The organism is Aquimarina megaterium XH134 (assembly GCF_000520975.1).
GTDB classification, from domain to species: domain Bacteria; phylum Bacteroidota; class Bacteroidia; order Flavobacteriales; family Flavobacteriaceae; genus Aquimarina; species Aquimarina megaterium.
Window position 1 is genome coordinate 204,836 of record NZ_JACB01000029.1, and the last position, 19,242, is coordinate 224,077.

The window sequence follows — 19,242 nt, forward strand, 5'->3', positions numbered from 1 at the left end:
AATGACCATAAATCGGGTTTGCTTAAACCCGATTAACGATATTTTGCTTTTACCTTACTCACAAACTCTGGTGATAACCCCAAATAAGAAGCGATCATATACTGGGGAACTCTTTGTGAAAACTTCGGATTGCTTAACACAAATTGCTTGTATAGATGCTCTCCAGAAAGACTACGAGTATACTTTGTTTTATTGATATGAGCAATGTGGGTTTTTTCGGTGATTATTCTAAATAATCTATCAATTTTAGGAAGTTTAGCAGACAGTTCTTCAAAAGAATCTTGATGTAGTTCTAATACTACTGAATCTTCAATAGTTTGAATAAAATTTTCTGAAGGACTTTGATTAATTAAGCTATTATAATTTGTAAACCACCATTTATCAATTGCAAAATCAAGAATTCGTTCGATTCCTTTTTCATCAATATAGTATGATCGTACACATCCTTTTACGATAAAATATCTTGCTATACAGATTTTTCCTTCTTCTAATATATATTCTTTCTTTTTGAACTTTCTTACCTTAAGATGTTGATAAAACAGTTCTATTTCTTCATCAGAAATATCAATATAATTTCTAACATATCCCGCTAGAGTAGTAATCATAACCTTATACATTGTGAGATTTTTAAAATACTACATCCTTGACATATTAACAAGGAAAAAGAACATTCTATTTTGATGACAAAACTAATAGCACTTCTTACATATTTAACCTGTATAATCCTTAAAAGAACTCTCTACAGGTTTGCAAACATCTTAAAAAATATTCAACAAAAAAGACTGTCCTTTCAGACAGTCTTTTAAATTTCAAAGAATCATATTTATTACAACATAATCTTTAGTACGGCATGCAAGTCCCATAACCACCATATGGCGATATAGAGCAATACCAATCCCATTCCCCAATGGCTTGGAAACAATCCCTTCTTGTTCTACATCCAACAGGATGTTGTATCCCTCCATTAATAGTTTCTTGTTGTTTTTTGTTTAATTGCTGAACATCTTTTAAACTTAGAATTTTTGATAACATAATTTATTAGATTTAAATTGAATTATAAAACTTACCTACTCTATTAAAAGGTTTTCGGCTTCCCCCTATATCAAAATATTATCGTTAACAACACTTTGACTTTCTACTCTAAGGTATAATCTAACAAAGAGAGAGAAAAACATAACTCCCGTATATTAGATAAAATGAGGAGCAAGAAAACACTCGCAGCAACCTATAAAACCTAAAAAATTTAGACTAGTTAAAAAAGGTAAATCTAAAATACGTCACGCCCGCTTTGACAAACGCAAAGACTCTCATGAGTTCCTGTATCATCATCTGTAACCTCACATTCTCCGCCTTTTACCATTCTCATTGCACTGTGGTTAATTCTGGTAATAGTAATTTTTTTAAGGTCCATCCTTTTGTTTTGATGTTTTTTCATGATCATATTAGTTTAATATTTATAAAATAATATACTTTCTATATAACATCGATCATAATTTGTTAGCCTCAATTTAAATAAATTGCGGTAGGAATTAGAAGCTACTTATTCATGAAAATACTATCCTAAGTTTTCGATTTTTTTAATATAATAAGAAGGGTTTAAACCTGTTTTGGATTTAAAGTGTTTTGTAAAAGAATTATCACTTTTATATCCTATTTCTGAAGCAATTGATTTAATCGAAAAAGATCTAAGCTTCTTGTCATTTTTCAATCTTTTTAATACATATTCTATCCTTAAATCATTGATATAATCATTAAAGTTTTTTCCTTTATGTATTTTGATAATTTTTGAAAGGTATGTAGTATTAGTTTTTACTTTTTTAGCCATTGTACTTAGACTACAATCAGATTTCAAAAAATATTCCTGGTCCTCTAATCTACCCAATCCCTTTAACACATTATTGATTTTATCATCATCAATTATAATCTCCTTAGTATTATCTTTGGCCCCCATTATTTCTGTTCTGCGCTCAGATTCCAGATTGGATATTTTATCCATCAAATTGTTAAAAATAGTTTTATTTATTTTTTGTTTCCTGTAAAACAATCCTCCAACTACTATCAACGATATTAACAATATCAATACTACAATTATACTATATCTTACTTCTTTTTGTTGTCTATTCTCGAGTTCCTTTATAGTTTCTCCTAACTCTTGAGTATCCTTATTGTATATTTTATTAACAGTCTTATCTTTTTCTTCCTGAAATTGAGCCTGAAGTATCGTATGTTTATTAAGCCAGTATTTAGACTTTCTCTCATTTCCGATAGCCTCATTACAGTATGCTAATAATCGATATGCTTCCAAAACTCTATCATTTCTTGAATCTTTTTTTTCTAACAAGTTTAATATACGATCCAAAGATGCAATTGCCTTTCTGTATGCTCCTTGTTTATAATAACAACGGGCAAGAAAATAATGAAGATTCATTATAGATTTTTTTTGCTTAATCTTACGAGTATGTACAATATCTTCTACCAGGTGTAAATACTCAAATGCCTTAGGCAAATCGTTTCTATGAAAAAACACTGCTCCTTTTTTAGTGTTTAAATCAATAGTTCCGATATGATAATTTATAGGCTCGCTAAGTCTAATTCCTATTTCTGCGTAATAAAGTACAGAATCATATTTCTTTTGATCCATGTATATTTCACTAATAATAGTGATTAGATTGACATGATTTTTACCATTTTTAAAAGAAGAGTTCTCTGCAAGTTTTAAGGAATGCTTACAAACTTCTAAAGCCTTATCTAATTGCTTCATTCTTCTACGAATCATAGTAATCCCTGAATTTGCAACAATCTCATATTTAATATTTCTATTCTTTTGTGCAATTTCCAAAGCCTTGTAATAGGAGTCTAACGCTTTTTGGTTTTTCCAATCCTTGAGATAAGAATTGCCAAGTTTTAAATAAATAGCACATAAAAACAGCTCGTAATTAGCTTGTTTTGCCGCTTTTGCTGCATGGCTAAAATAATATGCACTTCTTTCATAGTTTCCCGTATTGTAAAAAGAAAGTGCGATATAATAATACTCATTGGTCTTGGCGCTATCCTGATTTTTGAGATTAGAAAGTGCTAGTTCGTAAATTTTTGCCTCTTCTGGCGTAGATGTCTTTATAAACCTCCCCAGTTCTTTAGAGGATTTACCAACAAGAGTATCAAATACTGGAACATTATTTTCCTGAGCAAACATTCCAATCATTAAGAAAACAGATAATCCTATAGAAAAAAATAAGGGTTCTGATAAAAGTCTTTTAAAAAAAATCATTAGTCCGGATATGATACAACCATCCAAATGTAACAATTACTTTTTTAAGATATTAAGGCCTGGCATAATAGCCAGACACACAATTAATTTAAGTGATCTTGGTTGATTTTATCTCTTTTTGCTACTCTTTGCAAAAGGATTAAAATCCAAACATAATTGCACCCAATACTCGAGATCTTCATCCAGATCAAAACCATCTGGGGTAACAAAAACAAAACCTTTCATGGGTCTACCGGTAAAGTCCATGGGCTGGCACCCTTCTTTTTTCATAGCTTCTTCGGTTGCATCTATTCCTATTCGTGCCATTAGTAAATCCATTTCCTTTTTCTTACTAAAATGGATTCCGCAACACATTTTATTATCGACCATAAAGCATAACCCTCCCATCATTTTCTTTTCATAAAAATCTGCCTTTTGTTCTCTAAAAATCTGCCGAATACGATCTGCTATAAATTCATTGTACGCCATAATTATTGAATTGCTTTTAATAAATATTCATTTACAGGACGCATCGTTTGCCAATATGCCATCATTTCTTCGACCAAAACATCACTACAAATCAAACCCGGAGCTTCTTCTCCAACAAAGTAGAACTGTTTATTAGCAATTAATGGTTCTTTTTTACATGTGTCTTGCCATTCTTTGGGAATACGTTTCATTGTTTCGCCTCTAATTTCTCCAAATTTCTGTACAAAACTTTTCTCCTCTAATAAATTTCTAAATACATTAGGTGATTTACTAATCGTAGTTCTTATTTTATGCAATTGTTCTTTCGATGGGCCAAAACATCCACCCATAATACCTACCATTTCTGGCGAAAATCGTAAAAATATACCCGGGATGCTTTTATCTTTACGCCCTCCATTTGAAATGAAAGCAGTATAATATAAATTATAGGGAGATTTGCCCTTAGAGAAACGAATATCTCTATTAATCCTAAGTACACAATTCTTAGATTCAACCTGGAGTGCAGGATCTAATTTTTGTATTTCCCTTATCATAGTATCAACAAATACCTCAAAAGGTTTTTTCACGCTAGCTTCATATCTTTTTTTGTTTTCATGAAACCAGTCTTTATGATTATTCTTTGCCAACTCTTTAAAAAAGGCCACAAAATCTTCTGTAAAATAGTGCATCAATGCAATAATTAAAATTAGTAAAAAAACACAGAATAGATATCTCTTGTCATATTCAACCTTTTCACATTGTTTAATATGACAAGAGATACGAAAGGCTACTTCATAGAATGAAAAGCCACTCTATTTCCTTCGGTATCCAGGAAAATCGCCATATATCCATTTTCTCCCAGTGAAGTTTTCGGCATCAAAATCTTCCCTCCTGCTTTTTCTACTCGAGCCAAAGGAATAGATAAATCATCACCACCATTAAGATAAGCAAATGTACCTTCTTGTGAAGGTTTATTACCATTACCATGGGTAATACAACCTCCTACACCTCCATCCTTATATGGAAAAAAAGCCATTTTAAAATCCATCTCCATAGGTTGCAGTTCGGCTTCTAAAAGCACATTATAAAATTGTATTGCTCTTTCAAAATTAGTGCTTGGTATCTCAAACCAGCTAATTGCATTTGACATGATATTATAATTTATTGGTTTCTAATATCTCAAAGGTAAGTGATCCTATGTGTCAAAAAAATTATATTTTTACAAAAACATAGGTTTCTAAAATGAAAAAAAACGAAGAGTTATTTTACCTGATTCAATCATTATCCAAAAGTGAAAAGCGATATTTTAAATTAAGCGCACAAGGAAATGAGTCTTCAGAATACTTAAATCTTTTTGATGCAATAGAAGCTCAAAAAGAATATAATGAAGCTCAAATTAAAGCTCTTTTCAAAGACAAAGCATTTGTAACACAATTAACTACAATAAAAAATTATTTAAAGCAACGCATTCTTCAATCGTTAAGGAATTATCATTCTCGAATTTCAAAAAACGCAGAGCTTATAGACATTATTCGCAATGTAGAAATCCTATTTCATAAAGGTCAGTACACCATCTGTTTAAGCGAATTAAGCAGAGCCGAAAAAAAAGCAAAAAACTTTCAACAGGATGTTTTACTTTTTCATATCCAGGATTGGAAAAGAAAAGTACATCAAGCATTACATCCCCAGGATTTTGAGACATTTAAAACTATTATTCAAAAACAAAAAGAAACACTCGAATCTACAAATGAATATATCAGTCTTTTATTGGCCAATATAGACCCCACTCAATTCTCATTATCACACAAAAAAAGTGTTTCGTTACAAAACAAAACCCTTAAAACACTGCATAAATACAGAAAACAACTCCTTGCCAAGCATACCGATAAAGCAAAACAAACTCTAGAAGACCTCATCAAAGAATGGGAACAAAATCCTGAATTACTAAAAGAATACTTTGCTATGTATTTTTCTGTAAATAATAACCTTCTTGGTTTTCTTGTGTATAAAAAACAATATAAAGAGGCTTTTGTAAGAATCTTATTGTTAAAACAAAAAGCACTTGCTGTTGGGACTATCTCTGCAGCTTTGATTAAAGAAAAACTAAGACTCTATAACATAGAACTTGAAATTCACAGGAACCTAAAAGAGCTACATACTACTCACGAAATCATTGATGAAATTCAAAATTTTATTGAGCTTCATGAAAGCCTTGTTCCAAATAATTATTGGCTATCTTTTCGTTTTCAGTTTGCGAATATTTACTTCTTAAAAAAAGATAATAAAAAAGCATTACAATGGATCAATGACATCCTTAATCATCAAACTAAAAAAGATCGAAAAGATCTAATCACTTATACTTATTGGTTAAACCTATTGGTTCACTATGAACTTAGTAATGGGTTTACATTAAGATATTTGATAAATTCTATGAAAAAGCATCTTAAAAAACAAAAAAACATAGTTTTCTATGAAAAAAACATCTTAAAGTTTTTGTCAAAAACTGTCGAATATGATGTTATAGAGAAAAGAAAAGCTTTTGCAATACTTAACGAACAACTTGAAGAACATCCAATTCCTAATCATATACTAGGGTATGTTGATTTTAAAGAATGGATGAATAGAAATTGCTAACTTCTTGAGAAAAATCGAAAAAAGATGTATGCACAATTTTATGGTTTTGACTACCTCCTTCTCGTAGCAAATTCTATTGATTAATTACAATTTCTTACAAAAAAATTGCGTAACCGAATGATTACATATATATTTGTAACCAATCGGTTACTTAAAATTATGAGAAGAGATGTCTTTCAAGCAATAGCGGACCCTGTTAGAAGAGAAATTATAGAGTTACTGGCAGACGAAACATTAACCGTAAATACGGTAGCCCAAAAATTTGATGTTAGCCGTCCTGCAATTTCAAAACATTTAAAAATCCTGAAGGAATGTGGAATAATAACTATTAACAAACAAGGTAGGGAGCGATTTTGCCATATCCAACCTAAAAACCTTATCCCCGCTTTCTTATGGATAGAACAATATCGAAATCTGTGGGAAGACAGACTCGATTCTTTCGAAAATTATTTAACCAAATTACAAACAAAAAATAAAAAAAATGAGTAATCAAAGTGAAGCAAACAATCGAACCGTAACTTTAAAAAGAACTTTTAATGCGCCTATAAAATTGGTTTGGGAAGCCTGGACTCACTCCGAACATATTGCTCAATGGTGGGGGCCAAAAGGAATGAACACAAAAGTAATTGAACATGACTTTAGGGTTGGTGGTAAGTGGAAATACGCTATGCAAATGCCAGACGGAAACGAATTCATTTCTGATGGGGTGTATTTAGAGATTGTTGAACTAGAAAAAATATGCTCTTCTGCAAACTTCAAACCCATGACAGAAGGGGTTGAAATACAAGCTTTATTTGAGGAAAATGGAGATAAAACTAATTTTACTTTTAATGTGATACATCCAACAGAAGAATATTGTGAGCAACAAACAAAAATGGGTATCATGAATGGTTGGGGTTCTGTTTTTGATAGACTTGGAGAGTTTCTTCAAAAAAAATAACCGTTTTTATAAACAATATGTCTGAAGAAATTAAAATAAGGGAACTACAAAAATCTGATGCATTTTCAATAGCTGAACTTTCTGTACAACTTGGCTATCAAATTGATGAATCTCTAATTTTAAAACAGATCACCTCAATAAATTCTAATAACGATCATTTTGCATTTGTCGCTGTCTTAAATACGATAGTTATTGGATATATACATGGGTTTATTTCGATTAGATTAACATCTTCCCCTTTTTTGGAAATCGGAGGGCTTATCGTTAGAAAAGAATACAGAAGGAATAGAATCGCTAGTACTTTGATCAGGCATCTAGAAAATCACGTTAATGATTATAAAACTATTAGGGTAAGATGTAACGTAAAAAGAAAATCTACTCATGGGTTTTATCTAAATCAGAATTTTATTGAGAAAAAAGAACAAAAAATATTTGAACGAACATCAGATAAGCCTTAAATTAAACTGCTTAGAATTAAAAAAAGTCACTTCAAAACCTATGTTTTTGATATAAGAACATAAGAAGACTTAAAACAACACCATGGATACAATAACTGTAAAAGAAAAAGTTAAAGAAGCTCGTTTGGCCAAAGGTTTATCTCAAGAAGCATTAGCCGAAATGTCAAATATTTCTCTAAGAACCATACAGCGAATTGAAAAAGGTTCTGTTACACCACGTCTTTTTACTCTACAAACGCTAGCAAAAAAACTAGATATAGATATTTCTAATTTAACTATTAGAAAACCCAACATACAGAATTTAACCAACGAAATATCTATTCTTAAAAAAATGAATTTATCTATTCTAGCGACATTAATTATCCCATTAGGTAATATCATAATTCCACTTATGATCTGGAAACTAAACGGAACATTAAAAGATTTAAAGCACCTTGGAGGTAAAATAATTAGTTTTCAAATCATTTGGACAGTAGCTACCGTATCCTCCTTCTTGTTAGTCGTTTTCCTTAATAACCTTATCACAGGAAATGCTGGCAACGGACTCTACATCGCTCTAATCGTTTACTTATTCTGTTTAGCAATTAACGTTTTTATCATCGCTAAAAACACCATTCAGTTAAATAATAAAAACATTCTTACCATGTCATTTATACCTAATTTCTTATAGTTAGCAATAAATGGCATAAGAATGTCATAGTTCTGACATAATACATCCTCTTTCGCGCCCATACATTTGTTTCGAATAATCAAAATGAAACAAATATGATTCATCAATCATCACAAAAACCAATTCGTATACTATTATTTATAGTAATTATAATCTTCTTTTTTAATTCATGTAGTAATTCTCCAAAATCACTGGATGCACTAATGCAGGAGTATACTGAAAATGGAAGAAAAAAAATTAGTAGTCCTTTTAATGGAGTTATTCTGGTTGCGAAAAAAGGAAAAATAACCTTTAAAAAAGCTTATGGGCTAAAAGATCGAGAACAAAATATACCAAACATTGTAGACACCAAATTTCCAATTGGATCAGTAACCAAACAGTTTACAGCGATGTTAGTAATGCAACTGGTCGAAGAAGGTACTATAAAATTAGAAGATTCTGTATCAACACATTTATCTTATTTTCCAAAAGAATTAGGAAATAAGATAACAATTCATCAATTGTTATCACATACTTCTGGATTACCACATTATGAAGGCATCCTAAGAACCGGAATAACTCAAGATGCTTTTATATCTACTGCTTACACCCCCAGGGAATTGGCAATACTAGTAGGAAAAGTAAAACTAGCCTATGAACCGGGAACAACATTTTATTATAGTAGTTTAGGATATATGCTCTTAGGAGCTATTTTGGAAGAAGTTTCAAAAAAATCCTTTTCAGAATTACTTGAAACAAAAATAACAAAACCTCTAGGCCTAAAAAACACCGGATATGAAACTAATGAATTTATAAAAAATGAAACTGCAAAAGGCTATTCTTTTATTGAAGATAAAACTTTTCGTATGATTTTTATGAAATATGGAGGAAACTTTAATAATGTACCGTTTAGAGATCAGTCTAATATATATGCTACCGGAGGGATACACTCTACAGTTGATGATTTATTTATTTGGAGCGAAGCAATTAGGACAAACAAATTATTATCTGCTGCCTATACCAAGAAAATGTTAACCCCAAATAAGCATGGCTATTGTTATGGCTGGATTCGCAATTGGGATGATCTGATAGAAAGAAACACCAAGATAAAAATGTATACTCATGGTGGCGCTCTTCATGGTCATCGCTCGTCAATAAACATATTTGATGATGGCACAACAATTATATTTCTCTCGAATGTAAGTCCAATTAAAGACAGAGAGATAATACATCAATTATATCTAACAGCGCATGGTCTTGAAGATGTTTATAAAATGAAAGGGTATCCAGACAGAAGTTCTTTAGATGAATTTAAAAAAAATGGAGGTATTAAAGCATTGAATAGTTATTTTGAAAAACTATCTGAGTTATGTGGCTATAAAGTGTTACCATCAGAAACTTCTGTTGGACATATTATGTATCTCTATTATCAAAATGGGAACCAGAGAATTGCAGATAGTATAAAACAGTCTTTTTTAAAAAATTATAACCCTACTGAGAATTCTATAAATAGACTAGGTTATAAATTTCTTGATGATAATTGTGAATTAGCAATTGAGTTTTTTAAAGAAAATACAAAACGATATCCTAATTCACCAAATGTATGGGATAGCTTGGGTGAAGGTTTTTTAGTGTGTGAAAGTTATAATGAAGCAATTACTTCTTATTCAAAAGCAATTGAATTAGGAGAAAAAACAAATCATCATAGCGTAAAACTATTTAAAGAAAATTTACAGCATGCAAAAAAGAAATCAGGAACTAAATGATATGAATCAAATTGGGTCTTAAAAATTTACATCAAAGAGGATGATCAACTAGAAGAATTGGTAGAAATAATAATTGACAACACGGATTTTGAAAATTTGAAAAATAACTAAAAATATTTCTCAAAGTGATAGAACAAAAGATTTCGACATAAAATAATATAGTTTTATATTGCAATCAAACACACATTACCGAACGTTTGGTAAAATATTTTTTATTTGTACATTAGCCCTATGAGACCACAAAAAGTAAATGATCAGGATTTATTAGAAGGCTTAATGTCTGTTATTCGCTCTAAAGGCTATGACGGCTCAAGCCTTAATGAGCTGGCTGGTTCATCAGGTCTACGGAAAGCAAGTTTATATCATCGTTTCCCCAATGGAAAAAAAGAAATTACCTCTGTCGTTCTGGATTATGTAGAAAAATGGGCAGCTGATAACATTCTTTCTCTTTTGTCTGATACCAACATGAAGCCAGTCGAAAGGCTTGAAAAAGTACTCATAAACATAGATGATCTTTATGGAGGAGGCCAAAAGACTTGTATTTTAAGAGCATTAACAATGGATTCGAATCTCGAATTATTTGGACAACAATTAAGTCAAATTATGAGTCAATGGATTACAGGTTTTAATACTTTAGGAATTGCATTTGGTTTATCAGAAAGTGATGCAAAGAGTAAAGCAGAGCAAACCTTAATTTTAATCCAAGGAAGTTTAATTGTATCCAAAGCCACATCAGACTCCTCTCTTTTTCAAAAAACCCTGGCATCTATAAAAACTATGTATATCTAGTATAAAGTCCCATATATTTTCTTCTATCTAATATTCTGTATATGCATAACAAAAAAGTAGAAATAAGAAAAGCCAAAGATTCTGATTTCTTGTCTATTCATCATTTTATCGAAATATTAGAAAATCAAACCTTCGAAAAAGAAAAACAAGAACAGATTTTTTTCGAAAACATAAAGAATCACCATAACATATATCTTATAGCCGTAGTTGAAAATGAAATTTCCGGCTTTTTAAGTTGTCATGTTCAAAATTTGCTTCATCATAATGGATTGGTTGGCGAAATTCAGGAAATGTTTGTAACAGAAAGCTGTCGTGGTTTAGGAATTGGACATAAATTAATAAATCAACTCAAAAAGATCGCCAGAGAAAAAGAAATTATTCAGCTAGAAGTTACTTCAAATATTAAGAGAGAAAATGCTCATAGCTTTTACAAAAACCAAGGTTTTATAAATACTCACAAGAAATTTGTTTGTAAATTCAATGAATAAAAAACAAATATCAGCAATCATGAATAAAATATTCCTCTTGATATTGATCTCGTTTCTATGCCATAAAGGGTATAGTCAGACAAAAACCATTCATGTATATGTAGCTTTGTGTGATAATGAGAATCAAGGAATTGTTCCTGTACCAGCAAAATTGGGAAACGGAAAAGATCCGAAACATAATTTATACTGGGGCGCCGGTTATGGGGTAAAATCTTTCTTTAAGTTTAAAGCAAAGGACTGGAAGTTGATAAAAGATTTTGAAACGGACAATACAATAGTATTAGATAGAGTTTTATTTAAACATAGCACCAAAAAAATCTATTTATTAGCCGATGCATATGACGGTGCAAAAATCCAAACCTGTATTGAAGATTTCCTAGAGGCATCTAATTCTCAAAACCCTATTTCGATTGATGTAGGCTCGGAAACATTAAGATTTGGCGGAGATGCCGATTTGCTTTCATATATCGGCCATGATGGTTTAATGGAATTTAACGTAGATATTTCATACAAGAAAGAAGTGATTAAAAAAAGAGATGTTATCGTTTTAGCATGTTATAGTCAAAATTACTTTTCAAAAGAAATATCTCGAGCAAAAGCAAATCCAATTTTGTGGACCACACATTTAATGGCTCCAGAAGCATATACATTAAAATCTGCAATCGATGGTTGGATCAAAGATGAAACAGGCAAACAAATTGAAGAGAGAGCAGCTCAAACGTATCATGCGTATCAAAAATGTGGTATAAAAGGGGCAAGAAACCTGTTTACTACCGGGTTTAAAAATTAGTTTGTATCTTATTTAACCAGCAGTATTAAAAATAATTTATTTAAGACATTACCAGAAAATAAGAAATAAAAAATGCCATATACTCTTCTTAAAGAAAATATAGATAAGCACATTCAATTTTCTGATGCAGAATTTGAAACCTATGGTTCTTTCTTTTATCCTAAGACAATTTCTAAAAAAGAATATTTACTTAGACAAGGTGATGTATGTCGATTTGAAGGTTTTGTAACCAAAGGTTGTTTTCGTGTGTATACTATAGATAATGATGGCCATGAAAATGTTTTATATTTTGCTGTCGAAGATTGGTGGGTAACCGATATAGATAGTTTTACAAATCAAGCCCCTGCTCTTTTATCTATTCAATCCTTAGAGGATAGCGAAGTTCTTCTGATCAATAAAAAAGACAAAGAACAACTGTATCAACAAATGCCTAAAGTAGAAAAGCTATTTCGTATAATGACACAAAAAACCTTGGTTTCTTTACAAAGAAGGTTGATACGAAATCATTGTTATACAGCAGATGAACGCTATCTGCATTTTATGAAGACCTATCCAAAAATAGCACAAAAACTTACCAATTTACAGATTGCCGCCTATTTAGGAATTTCACATGAATTTGTAAGTAAAATTAGAAGGAAGGTCGCTTCAAAAAAATAATCAAGATACTTATAGTTATTGAACTAGTTCAATGTTTTTAACAATGGATGCATGCAACTTTGTACCATCATTTAAAAGAACATTAAAATGAACAAAATCAATTTTTTAATAACAATACTATTAATTTCAATAACAATGAGTAGTACAGCACAAAACCTAGAATACAAAGTATATCGGGCAGACGAAAACAGTTTTCACATCGCTTCTGTTCTAATTTATGGAGAAAAAGACGCAGTTCTTATCGATGCGCAATTCACACTTTCTGATGCACATAACGTAGTTGCAGAAATCCTAAAAAGTGGTAAAAACCTTACAACCATTTATATAAGTCATGGAGATCCTGATTATTATTTTGGGTTAGAAGTATTTAAAAATTCCTTCCCAGATGCAACTATTTATACCAGTAAACATACGCTATCTCACATCAAAAAAACGTATGAGAAAAAGTTACAGATTTGGGGACCAAAACTAGGGAGTAATGGAACAAAAAAAGTTGTTTTCCCACAAGTATTAGAGGGAAATACGATAGATCTCGAAGGGCATTCTATTGAAATAAAAGGTCTTAATGGCCCTACTCCAGAAAGAACATTTGTCTGGATCCCATCTCTAAAAGCAATTGTAGGAGGTGTGAATGTATATGACAATTTACATCTATGGATAGCAGATGCGAGCACTACAGAAAAACGTGTTGCCTGGTTATCGGTTTTAGAAGAAATGGAACACCTTAACCCAGAAATTGTTGTTTCTGCTCATGCCTTAGACAACAGTAATCTAAATCGTAATGCTATTACCTATTCTAAAAATTATTTGATTGCTTATCAGAAAGAAGAAGTAAAATCAAAAAACTCTGAAGAGCTTATTGCTGCCATGCAAAAACTGTATCCCAATGCAGGCTTAGGTATTGCACTTCAATTAGGTGCCAAAGTCGCAAAAGGTGAAATGAAATGGTAAATTCATTTTGATAATGATACACTAACAATAGCGGTTTAAACTAACACTTAAATCGCTATTTTCTGTTTAATTTTGGTACTTTGTATCCTCAAAAGTAATGGATTCTATCAACTAAAAATATGGAAGTATCTAAGGAAAACTATAGCATCTCAACAGATAAGAACAAGTTAGATGTTTTATTGATATATAATTTTCTAACAAATGAATCAGGATGGAGTGATGGTATTTCATATGATGTAGTAAAAGTATCAATAGAGAATTCTCTTAATTTTGGATTATATCATAATGAAAAGCAGATTGGATTTGCAAGAGTGATTTCTGACTATGCAACTATTGCTTATTTAGGAGATATTTTTATCCTCAAAGAGTATAGAAAATTAGGATTAAGTAAATGGCTAATGGAAACCATCATGAGACATCCTAATTTACAAAATTTAAGACGTTGGATTTTGTTAACAAGTACTGCCAAATGGCTTTACGAAAAGTACGGATTTACAAAACTTCCTAAACCCGAAATTTATATGGAGAAATTTAACCCAAATGTATACACCGAAACTATAAAAGGATAGCAGCTTTATTTTTACAGTTTGTCTAATCACAATCATGTTAAAAACTATAGTAGGCACAATAAGGCAAATTTCATTCTATTTTATGTCCAACCATTAGCATAAACTTGTCTTTTAAACTTTCTAAAAAAGGAAATTATAATGATAAAATTAAAATATTTAGTATCGTTTATTTCAGGTATTATCTTTATAAGTTGTGCATCAACTAATGCACAAAAGTTACCAAAAGACATTAGGGTACAGACTCAAAAAAGAATTGATAACGGTTATCATCTAGGTACTGTAATTGGCATTGTAGACAAAACCGGAACCCATTACTATGGTTTTGGCCAAATGTCATTATCAGATACTAATACCCCAGATGAAAATTCATTTTTTGAAATTGCATCTATAACCAAACCATTTACAACCGCACTTCTTGCTGATTTAGAATTAAAAAAAGAAATCAATATCCATGATCCAATCGAAATCTATCTTCCAGTTTTTAAAAAGGTATTGGCTAATAGCACTAGAAAAATCTCTTTAGAAAACTTGGTAACTCATACATCTGGACTTCCTCGTAATCCATCTAATACGACTACAAGTGACAGTAACCGATATAAAGATTATTCTGTAGATGACTTAAACGAGTTCTTATCAAGTTATAAGATTGATTCTAAAACAAGTTCTTACCTTTATTCTAATCTCGCATATCTAGTTCTTGAACATGCTATTGAGACCAAAATGAAAACAAGTTACGAATCCTTAATTAACGATAGAATTACAACTGTTCTTAATATGAAAGACACCCATTTTGTTGTTCCTGATAAAAAAAGAAATAGGTTAGTTAGCGGGTATAGAAACGGGAAACAAATTGATGAAGTAGATTTAGGCAAATTTCCTGCTATGGGAGGGTTAAAAGTAACAACAAAGGATATGGTACGGTTTCTCGAAGCTCAACTTGGCATGTATCCTTCAAATTTGGATAAAGCCCTAAAGTTAACACATAAAGAACGGTTTTCTGATGGTGATAAAATAATGGGATTGGGTTGGTCTATTTTAAAAAGAAAAGAATCAGGAAAAACGATTCACTACCATAAAGGAGGTACTAATGGTTTTGTGAGTTTTGCGGGATTTAACCTTGAAGATCAAATCGGTGTTGTTGTTCTTGTTAACGGAAGTCGTCACTTTAGCGATTTAGGGTTTAAACTTTTGGATCCTACTTATCCACTTAGTCAACCTCAATAATATTGAGTTTACAGCTATATACACGAATAATCGCTTCGCAGCCAAATTTACATTTGATCGTTTTTTAGAAGAATAAAATACCATCACATCTTGGTTCGTGTCATTAAAAATTGTTTTTAGATAAAAAAGTTACCTATTGTACTCCATCTCTATACGTGGTTGCTTTTTGAGTTGTTATCTTTACAAAAAAAGTAATACAGGAGAACAATTACAAAAAATGAAAAAAGCAATATTCATACTCCTCATATATTTGATAACAGCATGCCAGCAAAAAGAAGAGAGAAAATTAACTATTGCTGTCGCTGCAAATATGCAATTTGCAATAAAAGAGCTATCCAAGACTTTTACAAATCAAACAGGTATTACTTGTGATCTTATTATAAGCTCATCGGGAAAATTAACTGCGCAAATTAAAGAAGGTGCTCCTTTTGATATTTTTGTTTCTGCCGATATGAAATATCCAAAAGAATTATTTGATACAGGTTTTGCTACCAAAGCACCAAAAACATATGGCTACGGAAAATTGGTTATGTGGTCAATGATTGATACTATTAATCCATCTCTAGAAATTCTTAAGAATTCGAAGATACACCATATTGCACTTGCAAATCCTAAAATGGCTCCTTATGGCCTAGCTACAATAGAGATTTTAAAACGACATAACCTTTATGAAAACGTAAAAGACAAACTGGTATACGGAGAAAGCATCTTACAAACCAATCAGTTTATTATTTCAAAATCGGCAGAAATTGGTTTTACTTCAAAATCCGTAGTTTTATCTCTAGAAATGAGTAATAAAGGCAATTGGATTGATCTCGAAGACACTGATTACTCTGAAATCGCTCAAGGAGTTGTTATTCTTAACCAAAAGAATCATGAGGATGCAGAAAAGTTCTATACCTTTTTATCTTCTGCAGACGCAAGAAAAATTCTCGAAAATTTTGGTTATTCAACAAAAGAAAATTGATCTATGAATGTCCTACAGGGAGAAATAACGTCTATAAAAACTAATGGTAGTTTATCATTGGTAACTGTTCATGTTGGAACTATTAGTTTTAATACTATTATAATAGAAACCCCCGATACGGCTTCCTATTTAAAACAAGGAAATCATATTAAAATGATTTTTAAAGAAACAGAGGTAATTGTTGGAAAAGGAATAGAGCACTCTTTAAGTATACAGAATAAAGCTATCGGAGAGATTATTAATATAAAAAAAGGAACATTATTAAGTACGTTAACTATTGATTCTACCATTGGGCATCTAACTGCTATCATTACTTCTGATGCTGCGGATCAATTACAATTAGAAATTGGTGAAAAAATCACAGCCCTGATTAAAACCACCGAAATAATGTTATCAGAATGATGGATTGGCAACCTTTAGTATTAACGTTTAAACTGGCATTAGTTACCACGCTTTTGTTATTGGTTATTTCTGTCCCCCTATCCTATTGGCTTGCTCATACAAAATCTAGAGTAAAACCATTCATAGAAACTCTGGTAAGTATGCCTTTGGTTTTACCTCCAACCGTTTTAGGGTTTTATATGCTAGTTGCTTTTAGTCCTGCAAATGCTTTTGGAAGTTGGTTAAACGAATATCTTGGGATACAACTTATTTTTTCATTCAAAGGACTTGTTCTTGCATCGGTTATTTATAGTTTACCATTCATGGTGCACCCCATTCAAGCTGGATTTTCGAATTTACCTTCATCAATAACAGAAGCATCCTACGTATTAGGAAAGTCTAAAATCACAACTCTTTTCAAAGTATTACTTCCCAATATAAAACCATCATTACTCACGGGAGTTGTATTAGCTTTTGCTCATACCATTGGTGAATTTGGCGTTGTATTAATGATCGGTGGTAATATGCCAGGAAAAACAAAAGTGGCCTCTATTGCTATTTATGATGAAGTAGAGGCTCTTAATTATGATGTAGCAAATTGGTATTCGCTTATATTATTTGCAATTACATTTAGCATCTTATTACTGGTATATCTGGTTAATGGTGGATATTTAAAACGATTCTGGAAATGATACATATAGCTTTGCAAAAAGAATTAACGGCAGCAAATGGAGCAATGCAACTTGATGTTAACATCAATATCGAGCCAGGTCAATTAGTTACATTATATGGAGAATCCGGAGCGGGTAAAACTTCTATACTTAGAATGATTGCCGGATTACTACAAACAGATGCAGGGCTAATTACTGTGAATCAAAAAACATGGCTTGATACCAAAAAGGGAATTTGCCTAAAACCTCAACAACGAAAAATTGGGTTTGTGTTTCAGGATTATGCCTTGTTTCCTAATATGACTGTAAAAGAAAATCTCCTTTTTGCATTAGAGAAAGGCCAAAACAAGGAAATTGTTAATGAACTCATAGATATTATCGAATTAGGTGATCTACAAGATCGAAAACCCATAAATCTTTCAGGAGGACAAAAACAAAGAGTAGCCTTAGCAAGAGCATTGGTAAGAACACCAGAAATCTTAATGCTGGATGAGCCTCTTTCTGCACTAGATATAAAAATGCGTACAAAACTACAAGACTATATTCTTAAAGTACATAAACAATTTAATTTAACTACTATACTAATAAGCCATGAGATAGGCGAAGTCATAAAAATGTCTGATACTGTATTTAGTATTGAAAATGGAAAAATAATCAAACAAGGAAAACCTATTGAAGTATTTACTACGAAGCAAGTAAGTGGAAAATTTCAGTTTTCGGGAGAAATAATTCAAATTGAAAAAGAAGATATAATTTATATTGTTACTATTTTGATAGGCTCAAATTTTGTGAAAATAGTTGCTGAAGAAGATGATATTAAAGCAATAGCTGTGGGAGATAACGTAATTGTTGCTTCAAAAGCATTTAACCCTTTATTACAGAAAATAAATTAATCACAACCTTATATAATATACCACACAATACAAAAGTTGAAAAATGAATTCAAAAAAAACAGCTATAGCGACCATTTAACTATAGCTGTTTTTAAATTCTGTAGACTAATCTAAGTATAAAAGTCTATTTTTTTAGTTTTTCATCTTTCTCTATTCTTTTACAAATCGAGTAACATGTTGTGTTTTATCAGAAGTAACTTTGAGGATATATGTTCCTGTTTGCAAATGATCTATCTGTACAGAAGACTTAAAATAACCACTAGACACTATTTTTCCTAATAAATTATAAATACTATAGGTTGCTTCTTGAGAAGGATTGAAAACAATATTTAGTACATTTCCGCTTATCGGATTAGGATACACACTCATCTTTTGTGGCGGAGCAACTGATTCAAATTTGTTCGCTTGTTCACTACAAGACGAAACAAATCTCCATCTTCTTGCACCACGTTCCCATAGATTACCTCTATATACTACTCGATCTCCTATATTATAACGTACTCCGGATACCCAAGCATCTACTCCTTCACAAAGATTAGCATCACATCTCCCGAGCCTTATCCATCCGTTGGCAGTTCTTTCATAAACATAACTCCTGTAAATTACTCGATCTCCAACAGCATAACTTACTCCAGATACCCATGCCTGTACTCCTTCACAGATATCTGTTGTACTTCCTTCTTTTGTAGTAACCGATACT

25 protein-coding genes are annotated in these 19,242 nt (G+C 31.4%); 17 read left to right on the plus strand and 8 right to left on the minus strand.

Features of this window, described 5'->3' with window-relative positions:
• Nucleotides 1-32 precede the first annotated feature (32 nt).
• From Z053_RS0115230 to Z053_RS0115260, 7 genes are all read right to left on the minus strand, one after another.
• Nucleotides 33-605 (minus strand): Crp/Fnr family transcriptional regulator, encoded by a 573-nt coding sequence (locus tag Z053_RS0115230; protein ID WP_025665868.1) that lies wholly within the window; start codon nt 603-605, stop codon nt 33-35.
• A gap of 235 nt (nt 606-840) precedes the next feature.
• The gene (locus tag Z053_RS31095; protein ID WP_025665869.1) at nt 841-1,032 is read right to left on the minus strand and encodes a hypothetical protein; all 192 of its coding nucleotides are present in this window, start codon (nt 1,030-1,032) and stop codon (nt 841-843) included.
• Nucleotides 1,033-1,267: 235 nt separating this feature from the next.
• On the minus strand, nt 1,268-1,441 hold the full coding sequence (locus Z053_RS31555; protein ID WP_316930185.1) for a class I lanthipeptide: 174 nt from the start codon (nt 1,439-1,441) through the stop codon (nt 1,268-1,270).
• A 114-nt stretch (nt 1,442-1,555) separates the two neighbouring features.
• Nucleotides 1,556-3,268, minus strand: a complete 1,713-nt coding sequence (locus Z053_RS0115245; protein ID WP_025665870.1) for a helix-turn-helix domain-containing protein — start codon at nt 3,266-3,268, stop codon at nt 1,556-1,558.
• Nucleotides 3,269-3,376: 108 nt separating this feature from the next.
• Nucleotides 3,377-3,736: a TfoX/Sxy family protein gene (locus Z053_RS0115250; RefSeq protein ID WP_025665871.1), complete on the minus strand. Its 360-nt coding sequence runs from the start codon at nt 3,734-3,736 to the stop codon at nt 3,377-3,379.
• 2 nt (nt 3,737-3,738) lie between these two features.
• Nucleotides 3,739-4,404, minus strand: coding sequence for a DUF2461 domain-containing protein (locus Z053_RS0115255; protein WP_025665872.1), 666 nt, complete (start codon nt 4,402-4,404; stop codon nt 3,739-3,741).
• 98 nt (nt 4,405-4,502) lie between these two features.
• Entirely contained in the window at nt 4,503-4,865 is a 363-nt protein-coding gene (locus Z053_RS0115260) for a VOC family protein (protein ID WP_025665873.1), read from the minus strand.
• A gap of 92 nt (nt 4,866-4,957) precedes the next feature.
• Between Z053_RS0115260 and Z053_RS0115265 the strand changes: the two genes are divergently transcribed.
• From Z053_RS0115265 to Z053_RS0115345, 17 genes are all read left to right on the plus strand, one after another.
• Nucleotides 4,958-6,349 carry a hypothetical protein gene (locus tag Z053_RS0115265; RefSeq protein ID WP_025665874.1) on the plus strand — a complete coding sequence of 464 codons (1,392 nt, stop codon included), beginning with the start codon at nt 4,958-4,960 and terminating at the stop codon, nt 6,347-6,349.
• 117 nt (nt 6,350-6,466) lie between these two features.
• Nucleotides 6,467-6,838 (plus strand): ArsR/SmtB family transcription factor, encoded by a 372-nt coding sequence (locus Z053_RS0115270; protein ID WP_231389253.1) that lies wholly within the window; start codon nt 6,467-6,469, stop codon nt 6,836-6,838.
• Nucleotides 6,831-7,289, plus strand: coding sequence for an SRPBCC family protein (locus tag Z053_RS0115275; protein ID WP_025665876.1), 459 nt, complete (start codon nt 6,831-6,833; stop codon nt 7,287-7,289). Before Z053_RS0115270 ends, Z053_RS0115275 begins: the two co-directional genes overlap by 8 nt.
• 17 nt (nt 7,290-7,306) lie before the next feature.
• Entirely contained in the window at nt 7,307-7,747 is a 441-nt protein-coding gene (locus Z053_RS0115280; protein ID WP_025665877.1) for a GNAT family N-acetyltransferase, read from the plus strand.
• Between the two features lie 82 nt (nt 7,748-7,829).
• Nucleotides 7,830-8,417 (plus strand): helix-turn-helix domain-containing protein, encoded by a 588-nt coding sequence (locus Z053_RS28685; protein WP_025665878.1) that lies wholly within the window; start codon nt 7,830-7,832, stop codon nt 8,415-8,417.
• Between the two features lie 95 nt (nt 8,418-8,512).
• Nucleotides 8,513-10,162: a serine hydrolase domain-containing protein gene (locus Z053_RS0115290; RefSeq protein WP_025665879.1), complete on the plus strand. Its 1,650-nt coding sequence runs from the start codon at nt 8,513-8,515 to the stop codon at nt 10,160-10,162.
• Nucleotides 10,163-10,393: 231 nt separating this feature from the next.
• Nucleotides 10,394-10,951 (plus strand): TetR/AcrR family transcriptional regulator, encoded by a 558-nt coding sequence (locus Z053_RS0115295; RefSeq protein ID WP_025665880.1) that lies wholly within the window; start codon nt 10,394-10,396, stop codon nt 10,949-10,951.
• Nucleotides 10,952-10,992: 41 nt separating this feature from the next.
• Nucleotides 10,993-11,439, plus strand: a complete 447-nt coding sequence (locus Z053_RS0115300) for a GNAT family N-acetyltransferase (RefSeq protein WP_025665881.1) — start codon at nt 10,993-10,995, stop codon at nt 11,437-11,439.
• 19 nt (nt 11,440-11,458) lie between these two features.
• Complete coding sequence (locus Z053_RS0115305; protein ID WP_025665882.1) at nt 11,459-12,229, plus strand: hypothetical protein; 771 nt, start codon at nt 11,459-11,461, stop codon at nt 12,227-12,229.
• Between the two features lie 72 nt (nt 12,230-12,301).
• The gene (locus Z053_RS0115310) at nt 12,302-12,886 is read left to right on the plus strand and encodes a Crp/Fnr family transcriptional regulator (protein WP_025665883.1); all 585 of its coding nucleotides are present in this window, start codon (nt 12,302-12,304) and stop codon (nt 12,884-12,886) included.
• Between the two features lie 87 nt (nt 12,887-12,973).
• Nucleotides 12,974-13,837, plus strand: coding sequence for an MBL fold metallo-hydrolase (locus Z053_RS0115315; protein ID WP_025665884.1), 864 nt, complete (start codon nt 12,974-12,976; stop codon nt 13,835-13,837).
• Between the two features lie 119 nt (nt 13,838-13,956).
• Nucleotides 13,957-14,406 carry a GNAT family N-acetyltransferase gene (locus Z053_RS0115320; RefSeq protein ID WP_025665885.1) on the plus strand — a complete coding sequence of 150 codons (450 nt, stop codon included), beginning with the start codon at nt 13,957-13,959 and terminating at the stop codon, nt 14,404-14,406.
• A 138-nt stretch (nt 14,407-14,544) separates the two neighbouring features.
• Nucleotides 14,545-15,630, plus strand: a complete 1,086-nt coding sequence (locus Z053_RS0115325; protein ID WP_025665886.1) for a serine hydrolase domain-containing protein — start codon at nt 14,545-14,547, stop codon at nt 15,628-15,630.
• Between the two features lie 217 nt (nt 15,631-15,847).
• Nucleotides 15,848-16,597: a molybdate ABC transporter substrate-binding protein gene (gene modA, locus Z053_RS0115330; RefSeq protein ID WP_025665887.1), complete on the plus strand. Its 750-nt coding sequence runs from the start codon at nt 15,848-15,850 to the stop codon at nt 16,595-16,597.
• A 3-nt stretch (nt 16,598-16,600) separates the two neighbouring features.
• Nucleotides 16,601-16,999, plus strand: a complete 399-nt coding sequence (locus Z053_RS0115335; RefSeq protein WP_025665888.1) for a TOBE domain-containing protein — start codon at nt 16,601-16,603, stop codon at nt 16,997-16,999.
• Entirely contained in the window at nt 16,999-17,670 is a 672-nt protein-coding gene (gene modB / locus Z053_RS0115340) for a molybdate ABC transporter permease subunit (RefSeq protein WP_025665889.1), read from the plus strand. Before Z053_RS0115335 ends, modB begins: the two co-directional genes overlap by 1 nt.
• On the plus strand, nt 17,667-18,542 hold the full coding sequence (locus Z053_RS0115345) for an ATP-binding cassette domain-containing protein (RefSeq protein WP_025665890.1): 876 nt from the start codon (nt 17,667-17,669) through the stop codon (nt 18,540-18,542). Before modB ends, Z053_RS0115345 begins: the two co-directional genes overlap by 4 nt.
• A 150-nt stretch (nt 18,543-18,692) precedes the next feature.
• On the opposite strand, the gene Z053_RS28690 is transcribed toward Z053_RS0115345, so the two are convergent.
• The coding region (locus Z053_RS28690; protein WP_035096255.1) for a T9SS type A sorting domain-containing protein at nt 18,693-19,242 on the minus strand (550 nt) is incomplete at its 5' end.